Annotated in this window: 23 protein-coding genes; 10 read left to right on the forward strand and 13 right to left on the reverse strand. The window is 67.1% G+C overall.

Annotated features, from left to right (window positions below; translation table 11 throughout):
* Positions 1 to 149 precede the first annotated feature (149 nt).
* Positions 150 to 899 (reverse strand): SDR family oxidoreductase, encoded by a 750-nt coding sequence (locus ABIA65_RS28530; protein WP_354525658.1) that lies wholly within the window; start codon positions 897 to 899, stop codon positions 150 to 152.
* Positions 900 to 977: 78 nt separating this feature from the next.
* Here ABIA65_RS28530 and ABIA65_RS28535 point away from each other — a divergent pair, with 78 nt between their 5' ends.
* Positions 978 to 1,838 carry a LysR family transcriptional regulator gene (locus ABIA65_RS28535; RefSeq protein WP_502919636.1) on the forward strand — a complete coding sequence of 287 codons (861 nt, stop codon included), beginning with the start codon at positions 978 to 980 and terminating at the stop codon, positions 1,836 to 1,838.
* Here ABIA65_RS28535 and ABIA65_RS28540 read toward each other — a convergent pair whose 3' ends face one another.
* Positions 1,839 to 3,428, reverse strand: coding sequence for a glycerol-3-phosphate dehydrogenase/oxidase (locus tag ABIA65_RS28540; protein WP_354525660.1), 1,590 nt, complete (start codon positions 3,426 to 3,428; stop codon positions 1,839 to 1,841). It lies immediately after the preceding gene.
* A complete protein-coding gene (locus ABIA65_RS28545; RefSeq protein WP_354525661.1) occupies positions 3,425 to 4,009 on the reverse strand; it encodes a TetR/AcrR family transcriptional regulator in 585 nt (194 codons plus the stop codon). The genes ABIA65_RS28540 and ABIA65_RS28545 overlap by 4 nt, the downstream gene beginning before the upstream one ends.
* 50 nt (positions 4,010 to 4,059) lie before the next feature.
* On the opposite strand from ABIA65_RS28545, the gene ABIA65_RS28550 reads away from it, so the two are divergent.
* A complete protein-coding gene (locus tag ABIA65_RS28550; RefSeq protein ID WP_354525852.1) occupies positions 4,060 to 5,640 on the forward strand; it encodes an FAD-binding oxidoreductase in 1,581 nt (526 codons plus the stop codon).
* Complete coding sequence (locus tag ABIA65_RS28555; protein WP_354525662.1) at positions 5,637 to 6,542, forward strand: diacylglycerol kinase; 906 nt, start codon at positions 5,637 to 5,639, stop codon at positions 6,540 to 6,542. Before ABIA65_RS28550 ends, ABIA65_RS28555 begins: the two co-directional genes overlap by 4 nt.
* Positions 6,543 to 6,557: 15 nt before the next feature.
* Here ABIA65_RS28555 and ABIA65_RS28560 read toward each other — a convergent pair whose 3' ends face one another.
* The 3 genes from ABIA65_RS28560 to ABIA65_RS28570 form a co-directional block, all read right to left on the reverse strand.
* Complete coding sequence (locus ABIA65_RS28560; RefSeq protein WP_354525663.1) at positions 6,558 to 7,070, reverse strand: DUF3145 domain-containing protein; 513 nt, start codon at positions 7,068 to 7,070, stop codon at positions 6,558 to 6,560.
* A gap of 110 nt (positions 7,071 to 7,180) precedes the next feature.
* Positions 7,181 to 8,005 carry a serine hydrolase domain-containing protein gene (locus ABIA65_RS28565; RefSeq protein ID WP_354525664.1) on the reverse strand — a complete coding sequence of 275 codons (825 nt, stop codon included), beginning with the start codon at positions 8,003 to 8,005 and terminating at the stop codon, positions 7,181 to 7,183.
* 34 nt (positions 8,006 to 8,039) lie between these two features.
* Positions 8,040 to 8,819, reverse strand: a complete 780-nt coding sequence (locus ABIA65_RS28570; protein WP_354525665.1) for a dioxygenase family protein — start codon at positions 8,817 to 8,819, stop codon at positions 8,040 to 8,042.
* 30 nt (positions 8,820 to 8,849) lie between these two features.
* On the opposite strand from ABIA65_RS28570, the gene ABIA65_RS28575 reads away from it, so the two are divergent.
* Positions 8,850 to 9,935, forward strand: coding sequence for an S-(hydroxymethyl)mycothiol dehydrogenase (locus ABIA65_RS28575; protein ID WP_354525666.1), 1,086 nt, complete (start codon positions 8,850 to 8,852; stop codon positions 9,933 to 9,935).
* A gap of 31 nt (positions 9,936 to 9,966) precedes the next feature.
* Complete coding sequence (locus ABIA65_RS28580; RefSeq protein ID WP_354525667.1) at positions 9,967 to 10,590, forward strand: MBL fold metallo-hydrolase; 624 nt, start codon at positions 9,967 to 9,969, stop codon at positions 10,588 to 10,590.
* 4 nt (positions 10,591 to 10,594) lie between these two features.
* Here the strand turns inward: ABIA65_RS28580 and ABIA65_RS28585 are convergent, their stop codons facing one another.
* Positions 10,595 to 11,227, reverse strand: a complete 633-nt coding sequence (locus ABIA65_RS28585; protein WP_241404576.1) for a TetR/AcrR family transcriptional regulator — start codon at positions 11,225 to 11,227, stop codon at positions 10,595 to 10,597.
* A 237-nt stretch (positions 11,228 to 11,464) separates the two neighbouring features.
* Between ABIA65_RS28585 and ABIA65_RS28590 the strand changes: the two genes are divergently transcribed.
* Positions 11,465 to 12,364 (forward strand): hypothetical protein, encoded by a 900-nt coding sequence (locus ABIA65_RS28590; RefSeq protein WP_354525668.1) that lies wholly within the window; start codon positions 11,465 to 11,467, stop codon positions 12,362 to 12,364.
* 10 nt (positions 12,365 to 12,374) lie between these two features.
* Here ABIA65_RS28590 and ABIA65_RS28595 read toward each other — a convergent pair whose 3' ends face one another.
* Entirely contained in the window at positions 12,375 to 13,082 is a 708-nt protein-coding gene (locus tag ABIA65_RS28595; RefSeq protein WP_354525669.1) for an SHOCT domain-containing protein, read from the reverse strand.
* Positions 13,083 to 13,169: 87 nt separating this feature from the next.
* On the opposite strand from ABIA65_RS28595, the gene ABIA65_RS28600 reads away from it, so the two are divergent.
* The gene (locus ABIA65_RS28600) at positions 13,170 to 14,255 is read left to right on the forward strand and encodes a class I SAM-dependent methyltransferase (protein WP_354525670.1); all 1,086 of its coding nucleotides are present in this window, start codon (positions 13,170 to 13,172) and stop codon (positions 14,253 to 14,255) included.
* Positions 14,256 to 14,258: 3 nt separating this feature from the next.
* On the opposite strand, the gene ABIA65_RS28605 is transcribed toward ABIA65_RS28600, so the two are convergent.
* Entirely contained in the window at positions 14,259 to 15,218 is a 960-nt protein-coding gene (locus ABIA65_RS28605; protein ID WP_354525671.1) for a GlxA family transcriptional regulator, read from the reverse strand.
* Between the two features lie 93 nt (positions 15,219 to 15,311).
* Between ABIA65_RS28605 and ABIA65_RS28610 the strand changes: the two genes are divergently transcribed.
* The 3 genes from ABIA65_RS28610 (at position 15,312) to ABIA65_RS28620 (ending at position 16,992) form a co-directional block, all read left to right on the forward strand.
* Positions 15,312 to 15,968 (forward strand): DJ-1/PfpI family protein, encoded by a 657-nt coding sequence (locus tag ABIA65_RS28610; protein WP_354525672.1) that lies wholly within the window; start codon positions 15,312 to 15,314, stop codon positions 15,966 to 15,968.
* A complete protein-coding gene (locus tag ABIA65_RS28615) occupies positions 15,968 to 16,279 on the forward strand; it encodes a hypothetical protein (protein ID WP_354525673.1) in 312 nt (103 codons plus the stop codon). Before ABIA65_RS28610 ends, ABIA65_RS28615 begins: the two co-directional genes overlap by 1 nt.
* Before the next feature lie 89 nt (positions 16,280 to 16,368).
* Positions 16,369 to 16,992 (forward strand): antibiotic biosynthesis monooxygenase, encoded by a 624-nt coding sequence (locus ABIA65_RS28620; RefSeq protein WP_241404569.1) that lies wholly within the window; start codon positions 16,369 to 16,371, stop codon positions 16,990 to 16,992.
* Here the strand turns inward: ABIA65_RS28620 and ABIA65_RS28625 are convergent.
* From ABIA65_RS28625 to ABIA65_RS28640, 4 genes are all read right to left on the reverse strand, one after another.
* Positions 16,965 to 17,876 carry an SPFH domain-containing protein gene (locus ABIA65_RS28625; RefSeq protein ID WP_354525674.1) on the reverse strand — a complete coding sequence of 304 codons (912 nt, stop codon included), beginning with the start codon at positions 17,874 to 17,876 and terminating at the stop codon, positions 16,965 to 16,967. The two genes, ABIA65_RS28620 and ABIA65_RS28625, sit on opposite strands and share 28 nt — an antisense overlap.
* Before the next feature lie 91 nt (positions 17,877 to 17,967).
* On the reverse strand, positions 17,968 to 19,716 hold the full coding sequence (locus ABIA65_RS28630) for an acyl-CoA dehydrogenase family protein (protein WP_354525675.1): 1,749 nt from the start codon (positions 19,714 to 19,716) through the stop codon (positions 17,968 to 17,970).
* A 10-nt stretch (positions 19,717 to 19,726) separates the two neighbouring features.
* Positions 19,727 to 21,490, reverse strand: a complete 1,764-nt coding sequence (locus tag ABIA65_RS28635) for an Hsp70 family protein (protein WP_354525676.1) — start codon at positions 21,488 to 21,490, stop codon at positions 19,727 to 19,729.
* Complete coding sequence (locus ABIA65_RS28640; protein ID WP_354525677.1) at positions 21,487 to 22,305, reverse strand: potassium channel family protein; 819 nt, start codon at positions 22,303 to 22,305, stop codon at positions 21,487 to 21,489. The genes ABIA65_RS28635 and ABIA65_RS28640 overlap by 4 nt, the downstream gene beginning before the upstream one ends.
* Positions 22,306 to 22,308 lie beyond the last annotated feature (3 nt).

Raw genomic sequence — 22,308 nt, forward strand, 5'->3', positions numbered from 1 at the left:
AAAGCTCAAGGGCCTGAGCCCGGTCCAATACCGGGCTCAGACCCTTGCGGCTTAAGCTCCAAACGCCAGAGTCCAACTTCTGGGGACCACTTCATACCCCGCGTATCAGGGGCTTTGGTGTCGCTCGCGGTCAGTTGGGCAGGAGAGTCTCAGCGTGTCGTGTAGCCGCCGTTGGCGAATATCGTCTGACCGTTGATCCAGTGCCCGTCCCCGGCGAGGAACACGACCAACGGGGCGATGTCGGAGATATCCGTGAGCCGGTTGCCCATAGCTTGCGACTTGTGGAACTCGGCGCGTTCCGGCGTCTCCTGCGGGTAGAAGAAGGGTGTGTCCATGGGCCCTGGTGCGACATTGTTGACGTTGATGCCACGCACACCGAATTCCTTCGATGCGGCACGGGTGAAGTGCTCCACCGGACTCTTGGCACCCGCGTACGTCGAGTAGCCGTCGGTGTAGGCCGCCAGCAGTGATGTCACCACCGATATCACCGACCCGTTGTCATTGAGTCGTCTGCCCGCCTCCTGCAGGAAGAAGTAGGCGGCCTTGGAGTTGATGTCGAACATCGAATCATATTCCGCCTCAGTGGTTTCCACGATGGGCTTGCGGAGCACCTTGCCTACGGTGTTGACCGCTATGTCGATTCCACCGAATGCTCCGACGGCCGCATCGAACAGCGCTGTCACGTTGGCCGGTTTGGTCAGGTCGCCCTGCACCTTGATCGCTCGCGCACCCACAGCCTCGACGGCGGCGACGGTGTCGTCCGCATCGGCTGCGCTCGAGTCGCTGTTGTAGTGCACCGCGACGTTGACTCCCCTCGTGGCGAGGGTGGTGCTGATCAGTCCGCCGAGATTCTTGGCTCCGGCGGCGACGATTGCTGATTTGCCTGCGAGTTCGCTCATGCCTCGACGCTAACGACGTCGAACACAAATGAAAAACACGACAATCGGATGTTTTCACAAGTATTGTTTGTGGTTGTGATACCTGACCTTCGGCGGCTCCAGCAGTTCATCGCCGTCGCCGAGGCAGGCAGCTTCACCGGCGCCGCGGTCGAACTGCACCTGAGCCAGCAGGCGTTGAGCAGCTCGGTACGGCAGCTCGAATCTGAGCTGGGCACAACGTTGTTCCACCGCGAGGGCCGCCGCATCTCGTTGACACCCGCTGGTCGTGCGTTGCTCCACGAGGGGCGACCACTTCTGGCGGCAGCTCACACGATCGGCGACCACGTCCGGCTCGCCGCCGCCGGCCAGCAGGCCTGGGCGGTGGGACACAGTCCCGCACTCAGCGGGGCTGAGGTATACGCCCTCCTCGAGCCGGCGATCGACGCGTTTCCCGAGGTGTCGTTCACCCTCCGACAGATGTACCCCGACCGTCTCACGGAGGCGGTGCTCGACGGGACCGTCCAGCTCGGGCTGCGACGCGGCGTCGTCCCGACGGGAGAATTCGCGGCAGCCGTCATCGGGTATCACCGAGTGCGCGTGGCGATTCCATCGGATCACCGGTTCGCGGCGGCGTCGTGCGTCGATATCACCGACCTCGCGGGTGAGCGGCTCGCGTTGTGGGCACCTCCGGGCGCGTCGTACTTCACCGACTTCCTGATGGGTGCATGCCGCCGCGCAGGATTCGAGCCGGACTACGTCGTCAGTCGCGTCCAGGGTGCCGCGATGGTGGCCGCTCCCCTCACAACCGGTGCCATCGCCCTGGTCACCGCGGACGCGGGATCGGCGATGCAGGGTCGAATCACCGTTGTCGACCTCGAACCGCCGTTACTCGTGCCGGTTCAGGCGATCTGGCAACGCCACACCGTCTCCGCGGTGCGAGACGCGTTGCTCAACACCTGACTACCCGCGTGCGAGGCCCTCGAACTCCTGGGCGGCCGGCACGGCGCGCTCGCGGTCGCCGGCGACCAGGCCGATGCGTGTGCGCCGGTCGAGGATGTCATCGACACTCAGCGCACCCTCGTGGGTGACGGCGTACTCGAATTCGGCTCGGATGACGTCGATTCCGTCCGCCACGGGGGCGGTGGGCCGATCGCAGGTGGCCCGGGCGATCACGTTGGGCGCCTCCGCACCGTAGCGGGCAACCAGCGACGAGGGCATCGCAGCGGGCAGTTCGGCCGGCGAACGCAGGGTCGACACCGGATTGGCGGGGGCGCCGACCAAGGGCAGGTTGCGCGTCCGGCAGGGTCCGGCGTCCAGCCCACGCAGTGCGGCGGCGCGGTCGAGGACGTCCTGGGCCATGTACCGGTACTCGGTGAGCTTGCCCCCGATGACGCTGATGACGCCGTTGGCGGACTCGACGACGGCGTGCTCACGCGACACGTCGGCAGTGCTGACCTCCTTCCCGGGTCGCTTCGTTCCTGCCCTCCGATCCGATCCGAGCTCGATGAGTGGCCGCAGACCGGCATAGGCGCCGATCACGTCATCGCGAGTCAGCGCGACGTCGAGGGCCGTGTTGACGGTGTCGAGCAGGAACGTGGTCTCCTCCGGTGTCGGCTGCGGCACGTCGGGAATCGGCCCCGGAGCGTCCTCGTCGGTGAGCCCCAGGTAGACGCGGCCGAGCTGCTCGGGCATCGCGAAGACGAAGCGATTGATCGCCCCCGGAATCGGAATCGTCAGGGCCGCAGTGGGATTGCCGAACGCCGCGGCGTCGAACACCAGGTGTGTGCCGCGGCTGGGCCGCAGCCGGATGGCGCTGTCGACGTCACCGGCCCACACGCCCGCGGCGTTGATCACCGCGCGCGCCCGCACGTCGACGGTTTCGCCGGTCAGTTCATCGGTCAACCGCACCGATGTCCCGGTGGCCTCCGACGCGGCGACCCGGGTGAGGATGCGCGCACCGTTCTGCGCCGCGGTGCGCGCCACCGCGGTGACCAGGCGAGCGTCATCGATCAGCTGCCCGTCATGGGCCAGGAGGCCGCCCTGCAGACCGGCGCGCCGCACGGTGGGAGCCAGCTCCACGGCACGGCGGGCGTCGATACGACGCGAACGCGGCAGGGTCGCCGCAGGCGTGCCGGCGAGCTTGCGAAGGCCATCCCCCGCAACGAAACCGACGCGCACCAACGCCCGTGACGCGGCGTTCATCGACGGCAGCAGCGGAACGAGTTGCGGCATCGCCTTGACCAGATGAGGGGCGTTGCGCGTCATCAGGATTCCCCGCTCGATGGCGCTGCGGCGAGCGATGCCGACGTTGCCGGTGGCCAGGTAGCGCAGCCCGCCGTGCACCAGCTTCGAACTCCACCGACTGGTCCCGAACGCGAGGTCATGCTTCTCCACCAGCACCACTGACAGGCCCCGGGTGGCGGCGTCGAGCGCGATGCCGGTGCCGGTGATGCCGCCGCCGATGACGACGACATCGACGATCTCGCCGTCACCGAGCGCGGCGAGGTCGGTGGCACGGCGGGCGGCGGACAGCGCGGTGGATGGGGTCATGGCTTGAGGTATCCGTTCAGGGCGTGTGCCAGCTCGGTGGCCAGCGGCTCGGTGTCCAGGATCGGCCTGATCAGGTCGGCCGACAGGATCGTGGACTGGGCGATCAGCAGGCTCATTGCGGCGAGTTCGCGGGCGTCGCCGGGTCGAACGCTGCCCTCGTCCTGGGCAGACTTGATCTCGCCTGCAACGGTGTCGAGCAGGATCTGCTGGCTGGTGCCCAGCCGTTCGGACAGGTACACCATCGCCATGTCGGGCGCCTGGTGCAGGACAGCCATGATGACCTCGTCGAGCCGCAGCAGATCAGCCACGCTGACGACCCGCTCGACGAGCAGTTCGCGGCCAACGCCGCGGGACGGCACGTCGTCGAGCGCGCGGGTGATCCGCAGCGTGAGGAGGGCGGCCAGGATCGAGCGGGTATCGGGAAATCGCCGGTAGACCGTGGGTCGGCTGACGCCGGCGCGGCGGGCGATCTCGGCGAGGGTCACGCGGTCAACGCCGTAGGAGAGCACGCAGCTCGCGGCGGCGTCGAGGATGCGATCGCCGACCGGTTCCTCCATGTCATCGTTACTGATTGACATCATCTGTAATACTGTAACGCATGACTCGATCGGACGACCAGATGCTGCCCCCGATGTCGTGGAATGCGTGGGGTGACCCCGCCGCCGCCAAGCCCCTCTCGGACGGCATTCGCACCCTTCTGCACCAAGCCCTGGGCGTGGAGGCCATCGCGGGCACCGAACTGACGGCCGAGGAGGTCCGGTTGCGGCCGTCGGCACTGTCGGCCGCTGACGCGAAGGCTCTGATCGCCGTCGTCGGTGAGGCGCATTGTGTCTCCGACGACATCGGCAGACTGCTGCGCGCGGGGGGAAAGTCCACACTGGACCTGTTGCGCCGCAGGGATACCGGAGTCCAGGACGCACCCGACGCGGTGCTGCTGCCCGGCGACGAGGACGAGGTGGCTGCCGTGTTGTCGTTGTGCGCGCAGCGAAGCATCGCGGTCGTGCCGTTCGGCGGCGGTACCAGCGTCGTCGGTGGCCTCGACCCGCTACGGGGTGACTTCAAGGCCGTCGTCTCGCTCGACCTCCGGCGTCTCGACCAACTGCACCGACTCGACGAGGTGTCGGGTGAGGCTGAACTCGGCGCTGGTGTGACCGGTCCCGACGCCGAACGCCTCCTTGACGCACGCGGTTTCTCGCTCGGCCACTTTCCGCAGAGCTTCCAGTTCGCCACCATCGGCGGGTTCGCCGCGACGCGGTCCTCAGGCCAGGACTCCGCGGGCTACGGACGATTCGACGATATGGTCCGGGGCCTGCGCGTGGTGACACCGGCGGGCGTGCTCGACCTGGGCCGTGCCCCGGCATCTGCCGCGGGTCCCGATCTGCGCCAGTTGATCCTCGGATCCGAGGGCGTCTTCGGGGTCATCACCCGAGTACGCGTTCGCGTGCACCCCGTCCCCGAGGCCACCCGCTACGAGGCCTGGTCCTTCCCCGACTTCGCCACCGGTGCCGCCGCCCTGCGCGCCGTCGCGCAGACCGGCACCGGACCGACGGTGATCCGGCTGTCCGACGAGGCCGAGACCGGTGTCAACCTCGCCACCACCGACAACATCGGCGAGCAGTCGATCACCGGTGGCTGCCTGGCGATCACGGTCTTCGAGGGCACCGCGGCGCATGCCGACAGCAGGCACGCCGAGACACGCGCACTGCTCGAGAGCCAGGGTGCGACGTCACTCGGTGAGGGTCCGGCACGCGCGTGGGAGCACGGCAGGTTCGGAGCGCCCTACCTCCGTGATTCGCTGCTGTCGGCGGGGGCGCTGTGCGAGACCCTCGAGACTGCGGTCAACTGGGACCGCGTGCCCGCCCTCAAGGCCGCCGTCACCGAGGCGCTCACCACCTCGCTGGCCGAATCCGGCACTCCGGCTCTTGTGCTGTGCCACATTTCCCATGTGTATCCCACCGGAGCATCCCTGTACTTCACCGTCGTCGCCGGGCAGCGGGGTAACCCGATCGAGCAGTGGCACAGGGCCAAGAGGGCGGCATCAGACGCGATGGTCAGCTGCGGTGCGACGATCACGCACCATCACGCTGTCGGCGCCGATCACCGGCCGTGGATGCGTGACGAGATCGGCGATCTCGGCGTCGAGGTGCTGCGCGCCGTGAAGGCGGTACTCGACCCCGCCGGAATCCTGAACCCGGGCAAGCTGATCCCGTGACCCGCACACCACCGGGCCGTGTCACCGTGCTGACCAACCCCGCATCGGGGCACGGCAGCGCGCCGCACGCGGCCGAGCGGGCGGTGGCGCGGTTCCAACAACGCGGTGTCGACGTCTGCGCGATCGTCGGGCACGACGCCGCCCACGCCCGTCGACTGCTCGACGAGGAACTGGCGCGCGGCACCGACGCCCTGGTGGTCATCGGGGGTGATGGCATCGTGTCGGTGGCCTTGCAGGCGTTGGCACTCGGCGATGTCCCGCTGGGCATCATCCCTGCCGGCACTGGCAATGACCACGCCCGCGAATTCGGCTTGCCGACAGACAATCCCGCGGCAGCCGCCGATATCGTGCTCGACGGCATAGCCGAGACCATCGACCTCGGTCGCATCCGCGGCGCCGACGGAACCGACCGTTGGTTCGGCACCGTGATGGCCGCCGGATTCGACTCGCTGGTCACCGACCGGACCAACCGCATGACGTGGCCGCACGGACGGATGCGCTACAACCTGGCCATGGTCGCCGAGTTGTCCAAGCTGCGCCTCCTGCCGTTCCGGCTGACCTTCGACGGCGGCGAGGAACTCAGCATCGACCTCACCCTGGCGGCGTTCGGAAACACGCGCAGCTACGGCGGCGGCATGCTGATCACCCCAGGCGCCGATCACTCCGACGGCATGCTGGACGTGACGATGGTGCAGTCGGCCTCGCGCACCAAGCTGATCCGACTGTTCCCGACGGTGTTCAAGGGCACCCACGTCAACCTCGACGCGGTGCGCACTGAACGAGCCAAGGTGATCAACGTCGAGTGCCCCGACATAAACGCCTATGCCGACGGGGAATTCGTCTGCCCACTGCCAGTCGAGGTGTCCGCGGTGCCGGGCGCGCTGACGATCCTGCGGCCGTAGTCCGTATCTAGAGGATCAGCCCACGCCGCGGTTGAGCCAGGTCATCTCGCCGGTGTCGCCACCGCCGCGATAGGCCTCAAGCGCTTCGTCCCACGCCGTGCCGAGCACCGTGTCGAGTTCCGAGGCAAGCGTCTCCGCACCCGAGTTCATCAGTCCGCGCAGACGCATCTCGCCGACCATCACGTCACCGTTGGCGCTCATGGCGCCGTTCCACAGACCGAGCTGAGGAGTGTGGCACCAGCGGTGCCCGTCCACTCCCTCACTCGGGTCCTCGGTGACCTCGAAGCGCAGCACCGACCACGCCCTCAGGGCATTGGCCAGCGACGCACCGGTGCCCACCGGGCCGATCCAGTTCGTGACCGCGCGCAACTGGCCAGGCATGGCCGGTTGCGCCGTCCACTTCAGGTTCGCTCGCGCCGACAGGGTCGACGAAAGCGCCCACTCGACATGTGGGCATACCGCCGCGGGTGAGGCGTGCACGTACACCACACCTGTCGTCGCGTCGGCGAATTGGTTCGACGCACGCATACTCTGCTCCTTCGGCTCCACCTGGGACGTCTTCCCCAACGGCCTGGCGTTACCGAATAGATGCAATTGTTTCGCGCGTGTCTATTGTGCCTTGTGGGACCCGTGTTGCGCTAGTGTCGTTCGAATTCTCTCAGCACTCCATCAGATAACGCCGGCCACAGCGGGTGCGCCCACGCATCGAAATCACGGTCCGTCAGCACCACGAGTGCCAGGTCAGCGGCCGGATCGACCCAGATGAAAGTGCCCGACTGGCCGAAGTGTCCGAACGTCCGCGCGGAGTTCGCGGCACCAGTCCAGTGCGGCGTCTTGCCGTCGCGGATCTCGAAGCCCAGACCCCAGTCGTTGGGGCGCTGGCTCCCATACCCGGGCAACACGCCGGCCAGCCCCGGGAACTGCACCGACGTCGCGTCGGCGTGCATCTGAGGTGACACCAGGGCGGGACGGAGCAGATCGGCCCCGAACGCGGTCAGGTCGGCGACCGTCGACACAGCACCGAAGCCCGCGGCCTCCGACCCACCCAACAACGTCGACGACGTCATCCCGAGCGGTTCGAAAACAGCCTCGGCGAGGTAGCGGTCGAACGGGATGTCCGACGCCTGCGCAATGGCCTCGGCCAGGACCTCGAAGCCGTAGTTGGAGTAGATCCGCCGTGTGCCCGGCTCCGCCTGCGTCGTCTCCGAGCGCATCGAGTAGCCGGAGGTGTGCGCGAGCAGGTGGCGAATCGTCGATCCCGGCGGGCCCGCGGGCGTGTCCAGATCGACGACGCCCTCCTCGACCGCGACCTGCGCGGCGCGCGCCACGAGCGGCTTGGTCACCGACGCCAGCGTGAATCGGCGCCCGACATCCCCATACTGGGCCAGCACACCGGACGGGCCGAGCACTGCTGCCGCGGCGGTCGGCACCGGCCATTCGGAGATCACGTCGAGCGCGGTCACGCGCTGGATGCTACTCGTGGCGCGGCCGACACCGTCACACCAGTTGGATCGATCGCTTCGCCAGCCCCATCCAGTAGCCGTCGATCACCTGCCGCGGCGCCTGCTCGGGATCGTCGGATGCGCCGAGCGCGACGAACAGCGGCGCGAAGTGCTCGATGGTCGGATGGGCATACGGCATTCCCGGCGCCTTGGCGCGAAAGTCGACAAGCCCGTCGAGGTCGCCGGCCGCCAGCCGCTCAGAGGCCCACGCGTCGAACTCGACGGACCACGCCGGTGGCGTCGCCCCCGGCGTCGGGTCGGTCAGGTACGGCAGGCCGTGCGTGGTGAAACCGGACCCGATGATCAGCACGCCCTCGTCCCGCAGCGGGCGCAGGCGGGCGCCGAGCTCGAGAAGTCCCTGGGGGTCCAGGGTCGGCATGGAGATCTGTAGGACGGGAACGTCGGCCTGCGGATACATCACCGTCAGCGGCACGTAGGCGCCGTGGTCCAGCCGTCGGTCCGGATCATGCACGACAGGCACGCCGTCGGGCATCATCGCCGCGACGGCGGCGGCCAGCCCTGGCGCGCCGGGCGAGTCATAGGTGACGTCGTAGTAGCGGTCCGCGAAACCCCAGAAGTCATACGTCAAAGGGGTTTCGGTGGTGGTGGAGCCGATGGTCAGAGGAGCGGCCTCCCAGTGCGCCGACACCATCAGGATCGCGGTGGGTCTGGGCAGGTCGGCCGACCACTGCCGGAGTTCCGAAACCCAGCGCTCGTCGTCGACGAGCGGTGGCGCGCCATGCGAGAGGTACACCGCGGGAGGTCGAACGCTCACCCGACAAGTGTGCCCCACTAGGTTGTAGGCATGAGTCAGACAGTGCGCGGTGTGATCTCCCGGAGCAAGAAACAACCCGTCGAGTTGGTCGATATCGTCATCCCCGATCCGGGTCCCGGCGAAGTCGTTGTCGACATCATCGCCTGCGGGGTGTGCCACACCGATCTGACCTACCGCGAGGGCGGCATCAACGACGAGTATCCGTTCCTGCTCGGCCACGAGGCGTCAGGCACCGTGGAAGCGGTCGGCGAGGGCGTCACCCATGTCGCCCCCGGCGACTTCGTCATCCTGAACTGGCGCGCGGTGTGTGGGGAATGCCGGGCCTGCAAACGCGGCCGCCCTCAGCTGTGTTTCGACACGTTCAACGCCACCCAGAAGATGACGCTGACCGACGGCACCGAACTCACCCCCGCGCTGGGCATTGGCGCCTTCGCCGACAAGACCCTGGTGCATCAGGGACAGTGCACCAAGGTCGACCCCGAGGCCGACCCGGCCGTGGCCGGGCTCCTGGGCTGCGGCGTGATGGCCGGTATCGGCGCGGCGATCAACACCGGCGCGGTCACCCGTGACGACACCGTCGCGGTGATCGGCTGCGGCGGCGTCGGTGACGCGGCGATCGCCGGTGCGGCACTGGTGGGTGCGAAGAAGATCATCGCGGTGGACACCGACAACACCAAGCTGAACTGGGCGCGCGACTTCGGCGCCACCCACACCATCAACGCAGGTGAATTCGACGTCGTCGAGACCATCCAGGACCTGACCGAGGGCAACGGCGCCGACGTCGTCATCGACGCGGTCGGACGGCCCGAGACCTGGAAGCAGGCGTTCTACGCCCGCGATCTGGCCGGCACCGTCGTCCTGGTCGGCGTGCCGACACCGGATATGACCCTCGAGATGCCGCTGGTGGACTTCTTCTCCCGCGGCGGCTCGCTGAAGTCGTCGTGGTACGGCGACTGCCTGCCCGAGCGTGACTTCCCCACCCTGATCAGCCTGTACCGCCAGGGACGACTTCCCTTGGAGCGCTTCGTCTCCGAGCGCATCGGCCTGGACGGTATCGAGGACGCCTTCCACAAGATGCACGCCGGTGAGGTACTGCGTTCCGTGGTGATCCTGTGATGAACGCTCGCGCGATGAACGGAGAATACTGATGGTCAGCATCGAACGCCTGGTCACCAGCGGAAAGTTCGAACTCGACGGCGGCAGCTGGGACGTCGACAACAACATCTGGCTCATCGGCGACGACTCCGACGTCATCGTCTTCGACGCCGCCCACGTCGAGCAGCCGATCGTGGACGCCGTGCGCGGCCGCAACGTCGTCGCGGTGGTGTGCACACACGGCCACAACGACCACATCACCGTCGCCCCCGAGCTCGGTAAGACGCTGGACGCGCCGGTGCTGCTGCATCCGGCCGACGACATGCTGTGGCGGATGACGCACCCGGACAAGGAGTTCCGCTCCTTCGAGGACGGCGCCACCCTGTCCGTCGGCGGCGTCGAGCTCAAGGCCATGCACACCCCCGGGCACTCACCGGGTTCGGTGTGCTGGTACGTACCGGACCTGAACGCCGTCATCAGCGGCGACACCCTGTTCGAGGGCGGGCCGGGCGCCACCGGACGGTCCTACTCGGACTTCCCGACCATCCTCGACTCCATCTCCAAGCGCCTTGGCATGCTGCCCGGCGAGACGGTCGTCTACACCGGCCACGGGGACACGACGAAGATCGGTGACGAGATCGTGCACTACGACGAGTGGGTTGCCCGCGGGCACTGATCCCTCAGTTCCCGTCAGCGCCCGCCTTGGGTTTGTCCGCCCGCCTCGGCAGGCATCGAAGTGTCATGTCGAAACCACGACGCAACGCAGACTCCAGGCTGGCGAAGTCTCCACTGTCGACCCAGAACGCGTAAGCGTGCCGACAGACCTGGATCACCAGTTGCGCTGGCAGCGTGCGCTCGAACGGATCTGCACCGAGATCGAAACGCTCACCAAGGAAGTCTGAGATCGGCTCGGCCAGATCCTGACCCCAGTCCAGCCAGCGCAGTCGGTACTGAGGGTCAGCGAGCACAAGCGCCATGAATCTGCGGCCGATCTCGACTTCGCCGCGCTTGGTCAACTCGGTGCCGAACGCCTCGATCAAGACGTCAACGACGTCGCCTCCGGCTGGGGCCCGTTGCAGGACTTGAACGCTGAGGTTGCCGAACTGACGGAATAGCGGCATGACGACGTCTTCCTTGACCGGGAAGTGTCGATGGAACGTGCGTGGCGCAATGCCCACGGCCTCGCAGATGCGTTCGACCGTTGCCGCTGTCGTGCCATCGGCGAGGAATATGTCGCGTGCGGCAAGCGCGATATCCATGCGGAGATCCTCGGCTCGGCGCTCGGTCAGCGTCGGCCTGCTCGGCGCCTTCACGCGGTGCTCCCCCATCCGTCCGGCTGGTCAGTCGTCATCGGTGAGCCTAACTGCGCCGACATCCATTGAGCCCGCGACGGTGCCGGCTGGTGTCCATTCAGTGGGACAGGCCGTTCTGCAACCCTCGCAGGCCTTCCTAGACTCACCGATGTCACATTCTGCCACTTCGACAGATTATGACTCCCTCGGGTGTCACCACTGCGAAGTCATATGCAATTGCCATACACAGGGAGCCTAATGTCCAGCGACACAACCGAATTGAACTACGACGACTACACCCATGACTTCATGGGCAAGGTCGGCAACATCCAGGACTTCTCGCGAGATTTCCTGAAGGGGCAAGCACGCGTCTTCGAAGACGTCTTGAACTTCATGCCCTACGCCCACGTCGCGACCTATTCGAAGATGGTCGGCATCAACGCCGCCATGGACGTTGCGGCCGAGGTGTCGCGCGCGGTCATGCGCCAGGTGCTGCCGATGGGACGCTTCATCGCGCCGCCCGGGTGGGATTGGAAGAACGCCCAGTATCAAGCCATCCCGTTCGACGTGCAGACCGAGGATCTGACCAAAGACGCCTTGCTGCGGCTGATCCAGACCTATTGGGATCAGTATCTGAAGGGCCACAACTACTTCATCGACCAATGGACCAAGATCATCCCCGAGGAAGACGTCTGGCTAGGCCTTCCGGACATGTATCAACTGATCATCGACTACCAGTACCCAAAACTGGCGAAGGTGCTCAACATCGAGCCCGTGCACGTCGTGGACTTCCTCAAGCTGGCTGTTCTGAGCATCGACGGCACGCTGGGTTACGGCGGCGAGTACATCGTGATCAACGAGGATCACGTTGTCCTCAACATGCGCCGTTGCGAGGTCTTGCAGAAGTACACCGACGAAGGCCTGTACCCGCCGAAGCGCGCCTGGATGAATTGCACGTTCGAGCAGAGGATCTCGGCTCCGTTCTTTCCCGGGTGCAAGCTCGACATCAACTTGCCGCCGTCCGACTTCAAGTTCGCCGAGGGTGAACCCTTCTGCGTGTGGACCTACACCCGCGGCGAGGAGAACCACAGGGCCGCGGCTGGCGCGCCCGACCCGCGAGAGAGCGCAATGAAGAAGATCCCCATCATTCCGGTGTGATGCACCGCCATCAGAGCCCGTCGAGGACCCGTTTCCTCTCGGACTCGTACTCCTCCTGGGTCAGGGCGCCCGAGCCACGCAGCCGGGCCAGGGTCTCCAAGTGTTGCAATCGGATGCCCTGATCGGTGGGTGTGTACGAGCTGATCGGCTGCTCCAGATTTACGGGTCGCCACGAACTCGACCTGACCCGGCCGGCCCAGACCCGCGCGATGATCAGGTCGAGAACGGCAATGCCGAACACGACGGCGAAGACGACCGGCAGGTAGCCGTGGTTGCTCGAATGACCGAAGGCCAGTCGGGGCTCCAGGAAGGCGCTGACGTTGCCGTCGGTGGTGATGTCGTAGGTGCCCGCGGTGGGGACCTGCGCCACCCACACCCGCACCCGGGCGTCGTTGTTAACCGTCGTGGTTCCCCCGATGTCCTCGGTGAGGACGGGGTCGGGCACGCCCTCGGGCGGCACGATGCTGATGGACATCTGTGGGACGGGTAGTCCGCTACCGCTGGTGCCGCCGATGACCACCGTGTGGAAGGTGATGAGAACCTCGCCCTCGGGCAGCACCAGGCTGCTCGAACCGGGGATCGGCACCTCGCCGTAGGCGTCGTACTCGTCGAAGACGAAGGCGTTCAGGATCAGCGCGACCACGAAGCCGATGGCCGACACCAGCATTGTCAGCACCGCTACCAGCGTGAGTACACGTGGCGCAGTCCCCCGACTCATGTTCCGCAGTCTGACACGCCGGCCACCGCACCGCCATCTCGTCAACTGACAAGCGTGATCCGCACCTGACGGACTACCGTCTCAGTCATGCGCGAGTCGAGCGTCGTGGTGCGGCCGGAGGCCAAGGACAGCGCCTGGTACAGCGCTGCCTCGCGGCTGCAGGCAGCCGGATTGCGGCAGGCGATAACGCTTTTCGAGCATGCCGCAGCGGTGGCGCCGATCCCCCGCTCGCCACGTCCCATCGTGATCGCCGACTATGGCGCGGGAACCGGGTACAACTCCGTTCTTCCGATCAGCGCGGCGATCGCGGTGTTGCGCAAGCGCACCCGCCCCGAGCATTCCATCCTGGTCACCCACACAGACGTGCCCGAGAACGACTTCACCGCGTTGTTCCGCACCCTGACCGACGATCCGGACAGCTACCTGCAGCGAGATCACGCATCCTTCGCATCGGCCGTCGGACGGTCGTACTACTCGCAGATCCTGCCGTCGAACAGCGTGAACCTTGGTTGGTCGTCGTGGGCGCTGCAGTGGCTGGCCAAGGTGCCTATGCCTGTCGACGGTCACCTCCTTGCGGCATACAGCGGTGACGAGCGGATTCGCGCGGCGTATGCCAGGCAGGCCGCCCACGACTGGCACGAGTTCGTGGCCTTCCGTGGTCGCGAGTTGTGCCCCGGCGGGCAGATAGTCGTGACCACGATGGGCGTCGACGAGGACGGTCAGTTGGGGTTCGGTCCGGTCCTGGACGCCCTGACGGACACGCTCACCGAACTCGCCGGCACCGCCGCGCTCACCGCCGAGGAACACGGTCGCATGTCGGTGCCGATCGTCGGACGCACCGCAAAGGACTTCGAGTCACCCTTTGCGCCATCGGGCACCTTCGAGAAGCTGTCGATAACGCACATGGAGTTGTTCGACGCCGAGGACCGGTTCTGGAAGCTCTACCAGAGCGACCGAGACACGGACACCTTCGGCACACGCTGGGCGGCGTTCCTGCGGGCCTCGCTGTTCCCGACGCTGGCGCTGGCACTCGATGGCACCCGCGCCCAACCCGTGGGGTCATTCCTCGACGCGCTGGAGAACGGTGTCGCCCAACGCCTGGCCGCCGCTCCGGTACAGATTCGGATTCCCCTGGCCCAGTTGGTGATCGAGAAGAAGCCGCCCAGCCACTGACCGTCAGCCGGCGATGCGGTCGCGGAAGGTGTGGCGATAGTTCTGCGGTGAGACCCCTGCGAGCCTGCGGAACTGCTCGCGAAAGTTGGCAGGTGAGCTGAAGCCGACCTCGCGGCCGATGCGCTCCACCCCCATGGTCGTCGTCTCGAGCAACTGCTGTGCATGACGGACGCGCACGCCGGTCAGCCACTGCATCGGAGTCTGGCCCGTCTCGGCGGCGAACCGGCGGTTGAGAGTGCGGACGCTGACCGCCGCCCTGGCCGCGATATCGGACAGCGCGAGGTCACGATGCGCCTCCCGCTCGATCCAGGCGAGAACGTCGGCGAGCGTGGCGTGTTCGCCAATACCGTTGGCGGTGGGCCGGTTTCGCACGATGAACTGCGCCTGACCCCCGCTGCGGTGAAGTGGTGCCACCGCCAGTCGTGCGGCGTCGGCGGCGACCGCGGTTCCGTGGTCGCGGGCCACCATGTGCAGGCACAGGTCGAGTCCCGCCGAGGCGCCGGCCGACGTCAGCACCTGCCCCTCGTCGACGTAGAGCACGTCCGCATCGAGGTGGACCGCCGGAAACGCCGAGCGGAATGCGTCGGCGGCCACCCAGTGCGTGGTTGCGCGCCTGCCGTCGAGAAGGCCCGCGGCGGCCAGGGTGAATGCGCCGGAGCAGATGGACGCGATGCGGATACCCCTGGCGTACGCGGCGACGAGTGCATCGAGGACGGCCTGCGGCGGCGCCGTCGCCACGTCGCGCCCGGGGACGATGATCGTGTCCACGTCGGCCAGCGCATCGAGTCCGAGGTCGGTGGCTATGCGCAGCGGTCCCGCGGTGACCACGGGATCGGTTCCACAGACCAACACTCGGTAGCACGGCTCCCCGGACACGGACACCGTGCGCCCGAAGACCTCGACGGGCGTGGCCAGGTCGAATGCGATGGTGTCGGGCAACGCAAGAACGGCAACGGTGTGCACGGCGCGCACGGTATCAGAGGGGTGGCAAGATTCCGTTGCTTACTGTCATTCTGGCCACTAGTGGGCGTCCAGGCTGACGGACACGATGGGCTGATGCACGCACAAATCGTTCTGTTCGACGGGTTCGACCCGCTAGACGTCATCGCCCCCTTCGAAGTCCTTGCCGCGGGCAGCGAGGCCGTCGGCGGCGACCTTGAGGTGACGCTGGTGTCGGCGGAGGGCCCGCGCCCGGTGCGCAGCGGCACCCGCGGACTGGTGTTGCAGGCCAGCGCGGCACTGGACCCGGCCAAGCCCGGGTACGTCATCGTGCCCGGCGCTTCGGGGCCCGTCTCGGGCGATCCGGACGAGGGGGTCGAGACCATCCCCGTCCTGCTGTCCCGGTTCGGCCAGACCGCTGCCGTCGACCTGTTGCGAAAGGCGCTGGCCAATCCCGATGTCACGGTCGCCACGGTGTGCGGCGGCGCGTTGGCCCTGGCGATGGCAGGCCTCATCGAGGGCCGCAACGCCGCCACCCATCACCTCGGCATGGACGTGCTGGACGCCACCGGCGTCAACGCCGTCCATGCACGTGTCGTCGATGACGGCGATCTCGTCACCGCAGGCGCGGTGACATCAGGACTCGACCTGGCCCTTCACCTGCTGGAGCGCAGCTACGGTTCACGCGTCGCACTCGCAGTTGAGGAGTTGTTCGCCTACGAGCGGCGCGGCACAGTGTGGACGGCCGCTGGACGCACGCCGGTGGAGTTCTGATGAGCGTGCTCGCCGGGACGTGGGACGTCACCATCAAGACTCCGATCGGGTCATTGGCTGTCGTTTACCTGTTCACCGAATCCGCTGGGGCGCTAAGTGGTTCGGCGACCCTGAAGGACGACACTGTGCGGCTGCAGGACCTGGCCCTCACCGGGTCGCGAGCCACTTGGCGGCAGTCGGCCACCAAGCCGATGCGGCTGAACCTCGACTTTGACGTCGTCGTCGACGGTGACCGCCTGGCCGGTCATTCACGCGCCGGACGGTTGCCACGCTCCGCGGTGAGTGGCACTCGGCGTCACGGCCAGTACTGAGGATCCATTGCCACTCGGCTCTCAGCGGAGGACCATAAGACCCGACGGCGGCGCCGTCGGGACGCTGCCCCGTCCAGAGGGAGCAGATTGTGTATGCACGAACAACGACGGTTGAGGCCACGCCCTCATCTGTAGACGCCGGCATTGCCTACATTCGCGAGACGGTGATGCCCCTGCTCGAGGGCCTGGATGGCCACATCGGCATATCCCTGTTGGTAGATCGGGAATCCGGCCGCTGCATCACCACCAGCGCCTGGGAGTCCGAGGACGCGATGCGCGCGAGCGGACCGGCTGTCCAGGAAGTCCGCAACCGCGCCGCGGAGATCTTCGGCGACGGCGGCAGCCCCACCGTCGATGAGTGGGAGATCGCGGTCCTGCACCGCGAGCAGGAGGCCGGTGAGGGCGCCTGTGTCCGGGTGACCTGGGCCAATGTCGACCCCGCCAACGTCGACGCGGGCATCGAGGTGTTCAGATCAGCCCTGCCAGCTATGCAGCAACTTGACGGACTCTGCAGCGCAAGCCTATTGGTGGACAAGGCAACAGGCCGCGGGGTGACATCGGTGGCCTTCGAGAGCGCCGAGGCGATCGAGCGCAATCACGACGAGATTGAGCGGCTCAAGGGCTCGGTGTCCGAGGATGCGGCCGCCCTGATCTTCGAGGAACGTGACTTCGAATTGGCGATCGCTCACCTACGCGTTCCCGAGATGGCCTGACCCACAGCCAGCCCATCCGGCTGCGATGCACTCAGTTGCGGCGGATCCGATGCCGTGACCGAGTGCATCGCGGTGTCCCCGGTGTCCACGGTGTCCCCGGTGTCCACGGTGTCCGATGGTGCGGACCCCGACGGTGTGGACCGTTCGAGGAACCGCAGCAGTTCGACGGGGAACGGCAGCACCAGGGTGGAGTTCTTCTCCGCCGCGACCTCGACGACCGTCTGCAGGAGACGTAGCTGCAGCGCCGCCGGCTGCTCGGCCATCACCTCGGCCGCCTGCGCCAGTTTCGTCGACGCCTGTAACTCGCCGTCGGCGGTGATGACTCTGGCACGTCGCTCGCGTTCCGCCTCGGCCTGGCGGGCTATCGACCGCTTCATCGAATCGGGCAGCACCACGTCCTTGATCTCGACGCGGTCGATGTGGATTCCCCACCCGAGTGCCGGACTGTCGATCAGCAGCTCCAGACCCTCGTTGAGTCGCTCGCGGTTGGACAGCAGGTCATCGAGGTTGCTCTTGCCGATGATCGACCGCAGCGACGTCTGCGCGACCTGCCCGATGGCGGAGTGGTAATCCTGCACGTCGACCACGGCGCGCACCGGATCCTCCACGTTGAAGTAGATGACGGCATCCACCCGAACGGTCACGTTGTCCCGGGTGATGCCGTCCTGTGCGGGCACGGGCAGCGTGATGATCTGCATGTTCACCTTCTGGAGGCGATCGGCGACGGGTATCAGCATCGCGAGCCCCGGCCCCTTGACGCTCGACCGCACCCGGCCGAACCGAAGCACGACACCCCGTTCGAACTGCTTCACGACGCGAATGCTCTGCCCCAGAAACAGCAGGCCCAGGCTGGCCGCCGCGGCCAGTGCGTAGATGGTGATCATGGTGTCTCCATTCCGACCGAGGTCCGAACGGAACACCGCTATCCGGCCCGGACGGGCCCGAGTCCATGCATCAATTCTGGCACCGCCGCGGTCATGGCGCCATCTCGTAGGCGCCGTCGTACGCGCGCACCCGCTCCCATATCCGCGTGAATCGCCCGGTGTCGGGTACCGGCTTGCGGATCACCGACAGTGCCCACTCCTGCTGGGCGGCCGTGGCGGTCGGCTTACCGTGCAACGCAACGGCGTAAGCGCTGAAGTCGCGGACCTGGAAGTCGAAGATCTGGTCCACCATGTCGTCGTCGAGACCCGTCAGCGCGGCCTGCTCCAAGATCAGCTGGCCGTAGACGATGAGCGAGAACAGATGCCCGACATTGAGCAGGAAGTCGAGGTCCTTCTGCTGGTCGGCGTCGGGCGCGGCGGTGACGAGAAGATCCCGGAAGGCTTGGGCCTGCTCGTAGAACACCGCGACGTTCGGAATCCGGGTGTGCTGCTCGTAGACCGGCGCCCAGTCGGCGAACTGCACCTTGCCCGCTCCGCGGGTCGGCCCCTGGTTCCAGAAGAACACGTCATCGGTCGGGTCGTCGCGGACCGGAATCGGCGGGTACTGCTTGGGATTGAGCATGTAGTTCGGCATGAACTTGAGCACCAGGCCGACGTTGACGTGCACCGTGCCCTCCAGTCGGGGCAGGCACCCGATCAACTGGGCGACCTCACGGAACATCGTGTTCTTCTCGTAGCCCTTGGCGGCGATGACATCATGCAGAGCCCGTATCACCGTCTCGCCCTCCATCGTGACCTTGGCCTTGGTCATCGGGTTGAACAGCAGATACCGGCGATGCTGCAGGCTCGCGCTACGGAAGTAGTCGACGGCGCGCCTGCTGAACAGCTTCATCGCGACCAGGCGCGAATACGCGTCGACGAAGTTGGCCCGCACGTGGGTGAAGTCGGTGACCGGGTTGCCGTAGAGGATGCGGTTCTGTGCGTGGGTGATGGCCTCGTAGAAGGCGTGCTCGGCCATCCCAATGGAGGCCGAGCACAGGTTGAACTTGCCGACATTGACCGTATTGAGTGCCGCGGCAAAGGCTTCCACGCCGGTGTGCAGGATGTCCTCGGCGCGCACCGGGTAGTTCTCGAGGCGGAAGGTGCTCACATAGATCTGCATGTGCACGACATTGCCGATCAGCCGGTAGTTGTCGTGGCGGCTGTCGGCGGCGAAGAAGACGTACGCGTCGTCTCGGTCGCCGGAACCGGCCACGTCATCGCGGCGACCGAACACCGACACCAGACTGGCGACATTGCCATTGCCGATGTAGTACTTCTCCCCCGTCGCCCGGTAGAGGATGCCGTTGGCTCGGTCCTCCTCGCCTGCGGGAGTCAGGACCATATCGGTGCTGTACACGTCGGCGCCGTGCTTGCGCTCGGACAGTCCGAAAGCCATCACCTGGCCGGCCTCGAGGTCGTCGGCGGCCCTGAGTTTGGCGTCCTTGTTCTCGCTCTGCCAGACCGGCCCAAGCCCGAGGATCGTGACCTGCTCGGTGTACCAGTACGTCAACCCGTAGAAACCGAGGATCTCGGCCAGCGCCGCGTTGCGAGCCGCGTCCCAGCGCTTGTTCGGGTTGCCGCCTGCGAACTCGGACGGCGTGAGGAACGTCGCGAACAACTTCTCCCGCTTCACGAATTCGACGAAGTCGGCGGGCCACTGCGCGGTGAGATCGTCGTCGAGGATGCGGTTCTTGCCCTGCCCCTCGAACCAGTCAATGGTCGCCCGCAGCAACCTGCGCGTCTCGGCGTCGAACTGCTGCGGGTCATAGGTGTTCGGATCGAAGAGCAGACCGTCCATGACCGCGAGCCTATGACTGCGGCGGCTGGAACGGTGACGGAACGAACGGGAGCCCGGGAATGGTCTCGTAGGGCAGCGTCGGGATCAGTGGCGGCGGACTGCTCGGTGGTGGGCTGCTCGGCGGCGGCGGTGGTGGTGGCTCCGTCGGCGGTGGCGGCGGCGTCTCAGTGACCGTCGGTGCCGGTGGTGCGGGCGGTGGCGGCTCGTCCTCGGTCACGGTGACCGTGCGTCGTGGCGGGTTCACCACCGCGGGTTCCGACGGGGGCGCCGGCGCGGGCGCCTCCGGGGCGGGGGCCGGTGGTGCCGATGAGGTCGCCGTCGTGGTCGTCGCCGTCGGGTTGGTGGTGGTCGTGGTGGTCGACGCGGGTTCGTCGCCACCGACCAGGAACACGGCGGCGGCGGCGATGGCCGCGAGGACCACGGCCAGGCCGCCGGCCATCATCACGAATGGACTGCGGTACCAGGGCGCAGGTTCCTCGTCGGGTTCCTCGGGCGCGGCGAACTCGATCTGGGGCCGGGCACTGTCCCAGCCGTCGAGAGGTGGTTCGTCAACGGAAGGCGCTGCCACGTCGGGGATGTCGTCACCCGCATCCGACCAGGCCAGCCCGCCCACCGGGCCGGGAGCCGCGCTCGGTGCGGGCGCAGCCGGAGCGAGGCCCGTGGTCGCAGCGGCGGCAGGAGCGGCAGGAGCGGCAGGAGCGGCAGGAGCCGCCGGAGCCATGGCGGTGGCGCCCTCGACGACGGTGCCGCGTACCGCGCGCAGCCCGGCGCCGATGGCAGCCGCCAGCTCGGGATGAGCGGTGGTGATGACGGGTACCCGAAGGTTCTCCGACAGCGTGGTGGTGATGATGGGGATGCGCGCTCCGCCGCCGACCGTTGCGACAGCGACCAGGTCGGTCGGCCGAATCCCACTGCGCTGCAGGATGTCCTGCAACTCCTCGATGAATCCGGCGAGCGGTTTCCGGATCGCGTCGTCGAGTTCGGTTCGGGTCAGGCGGATCTCACCGCGGTGACCGGGCAGGTCCGCGGACACCGTCGTCGCCGCGGACGTTGACAGTCGCTCCTTGGCCGCCCGGCACTGCGCCCGCAGCCGTGACAGTGAGCTGATCGCCGAGGTACCCGTCAGATCCACCGTCCCCGCAGAACTCAGGCCACCGATCACGTGGGTGAGCAGTGCCTGGTCGATCAGGTCACCCGACAGGTCGACGTGGCGTTGTGTCGGCGCGACGGGAGCGAAGTCCCGGGCGGCATCGGTCAGGGTGATGCTGGTACCCGTGGAACCGAAGTCGCACAACGCGATCACACCCCGCGCGGGCACGCCCGGGTCCTGTTGCACAGCCGTGAGCGCGGCAACGGAATCGGGCGTCAGCAGCACCGGGTTGGGGGCACCGAACTCCGGCATCGCCGACAGCGCGCGGCGCAACGCGTCGACGGCCGGGGGCCGCCAGTGCGCCGGGTAGCTCACCCCCACGGGCCCGGACCCCTGGCGTGCGACGGTGTGGAACATCGCCCGCAGTCCGTCGGCCAACAGTGCGTCGGCGCGATGCGACGAGCCGTCGGGGGCCAGCAATCCGACGGGGTCGCCGACCCGGTCGACGAAGTCGGTGATGACGAGGCCGCGCTCGTCCAGCTTCGGGTTCTCGCTGGGAACCCCGACCTCCGAGGGCCGGTGGGTGAACTTGGTCAGGACCGCTGCGCGCCGCACCGCAGCGCGACCCACCGCCACTGCGGTCAGGTTGCCGGTACCAACCGAGAGCCCCACACCTTGCGTCACGTCAACGAATTGTGCCCGTCCCCGCGATGAGCGGTAGATCCAGTGCGGTCACCCCGGTTGCTCAATTCACCGTTGGCGGGGCTCGGGTCGCCGGGTGCCGAACGGGACAGCGCCTCGCTCAGCTGGCGAATCTCGTCACGAAGCTCATCGATCTGGGCGGCGGTGGCGGCCCGGATCGTGGTGTCCTCCGCCGCGACCCGTTCCACGATCCAGGACGCCAGCGTCGCGGTGACCACACCGAGCAGGCTGACACCCGCGATCATCAGCGCGACCGCGACGAATCTGCCCGTGACGGTCGAGGGCACGGTGTCGCCGTATCCGACCGTCGTGACGGTGGTGACCGACCACCACAGCGCGTCGCCCAGGTTGGCAAAAGCGTGGTCGGGATGGACGCCGCGTTCGGCCTCCAGGATCGCCAGTGACGCCGAGTAGATGATGACGACGGCGCCGCACACCGTGTAGACGATGACCTTGCCGCGGATGGTGTGCCCGATGGCCCGCTGCAAGACGTTGATCACCACGGTCAGGCTCAGCAGCCGCAGCGGACGCAACGCGGGCAACGCGATGATCGCGAGATCGAGCAGGTGGCGCACGAACCACTTCAGCCTCGCCTCGGCCAGCCCGAGTCGAATCAGATAGTCCGCGCAGAACACGCCCCAGCAGAGGAACATCGCGTACTTGACGATGTGGTCCACGGTGTCCTGCGGTTGGTACAGGACGTCGATGGAGAACAGCGCGAGGAAGGCCAGGGCGACGGCCGCCAGCGGCCACTCCATCCGGAGTTCGTACCGCTGCAGGCGGGATTGCTCGAACATCAC

The organism is Mycolicibacterium sp. 624 (assembly GCF_040548615.1).
Lineage (GTDB): Bacteria > Actinomycetota > Actinomycetes > Mycobacteriales > Mycobacteriaceae > Mycobacterium.

Bases quoted from the DNA above. Each gene is read 5' to 3' on its own strand.
- ABIA65_RS28530 (WP_354525658.1), bottom strand. From the start codon at position 899: ATGAGCGAACTCGCAGGCAAATCAGCAATCGTCGCCGCCGGAGCCAAG.
- ABIA65_RS28540 (WP_354525660.1), bottom strand. From the start codon at position 3,428: ATGACCCCATCCACCGCGCTGTCCGCCGCCCGCCGTGCCACCGACCTC.
- ABIA65_RS28545 (WP_354525661.1), bottom strand. From the start codon at position 4,009: ATGATGTCAATCAGTAACGATGACATGGAGGAACCGGTCGGCGATCGC.
- ABIA65_RS28550 (WP_354525852.1), top strand. From the start codon at position 4,060: ATGTCGTGGAATGCGTGGGGTGACCCCGCCGCCGCCAAGCCCCTCTCG.
- ABIA65_RS28560 (WP_354525663.1), bottom strand. From the start codon at position 7,070: ATGCGTGCGTCGAACCAATTCGCCGACGCGACGACAGGTGTGGTGTAC.
- ABIA65_RS28575 (WP_354525666.1), top strand. From the start codon at position 8,850: ATGAGTCAGACAGTGCGCGGTGTGATCTCCCGGAGCAAGAAACAACCC.
- ABIA65_RS28580 (WP_354525667.1), top strand. From the start codon at position 9,967: ATGGTCAGCATCGAACGCCTGGTCACCAGCGGAAAGTTCGAACTCGAC.
- ABIA65_RS28590 (WP_354525668.1), top strand. From the start codon at position 11,465: ATGTCCAGCGACACAACCGAATTGAACTACGACGACTACACCCATGAC.
- ABIA65_RS28595 (WP_354525669.1), bottom strand. From the start codon at position 13,082: ATGAGTCGGGGGACTGCGCCACGTGTACTCACGCTGGTAGCGGTGCTG.
- ABIA65_RS28600 (WP_354525670.1), top strand. From the start codon at position 13,170: ATGCGCGAGTCGAGCGTCGTGGTGCGGCCGGAGGCCAAGGACAGCGCC.
- ABIA65_RS28610 (WP_354525672.1), top strand. From the start codon at position 15,312: ATGCACGCACAAATCGTTCTGTTCGACGGGTTCGACCCGCTAGACGTC.
- ABIA65_RS28615 (WP_354525673.1), top strand. From the start codon at position 15,968: ATGAGCGTGCTCGCCGGGACGTGGGACGTCACCATCAAGACTCCGATC.
- ABIA65_RS28625 (WP_354525674.1), bottom strand. From the start codon at position 17,876: ATGATCACCATCTACGCACTGGCCGCGGCGGCCAGCCTGGGCCTGCTG.
- ABIA65_RS28630 (WP_354525675.1), bottom strand. From the start codon at position 19,716: ATGGACGGTCTGCTCTTCGATCCGAACACCTATGACCCGCAGCAGTTC.
- ABIA65_RS28640 (WP_354525677.1), bottom strand. From the start codon at position 22,305: ATGTTCGAGCAATCCCGCCTGCAGCGGTACGAACTCCGGATGGAGTGG.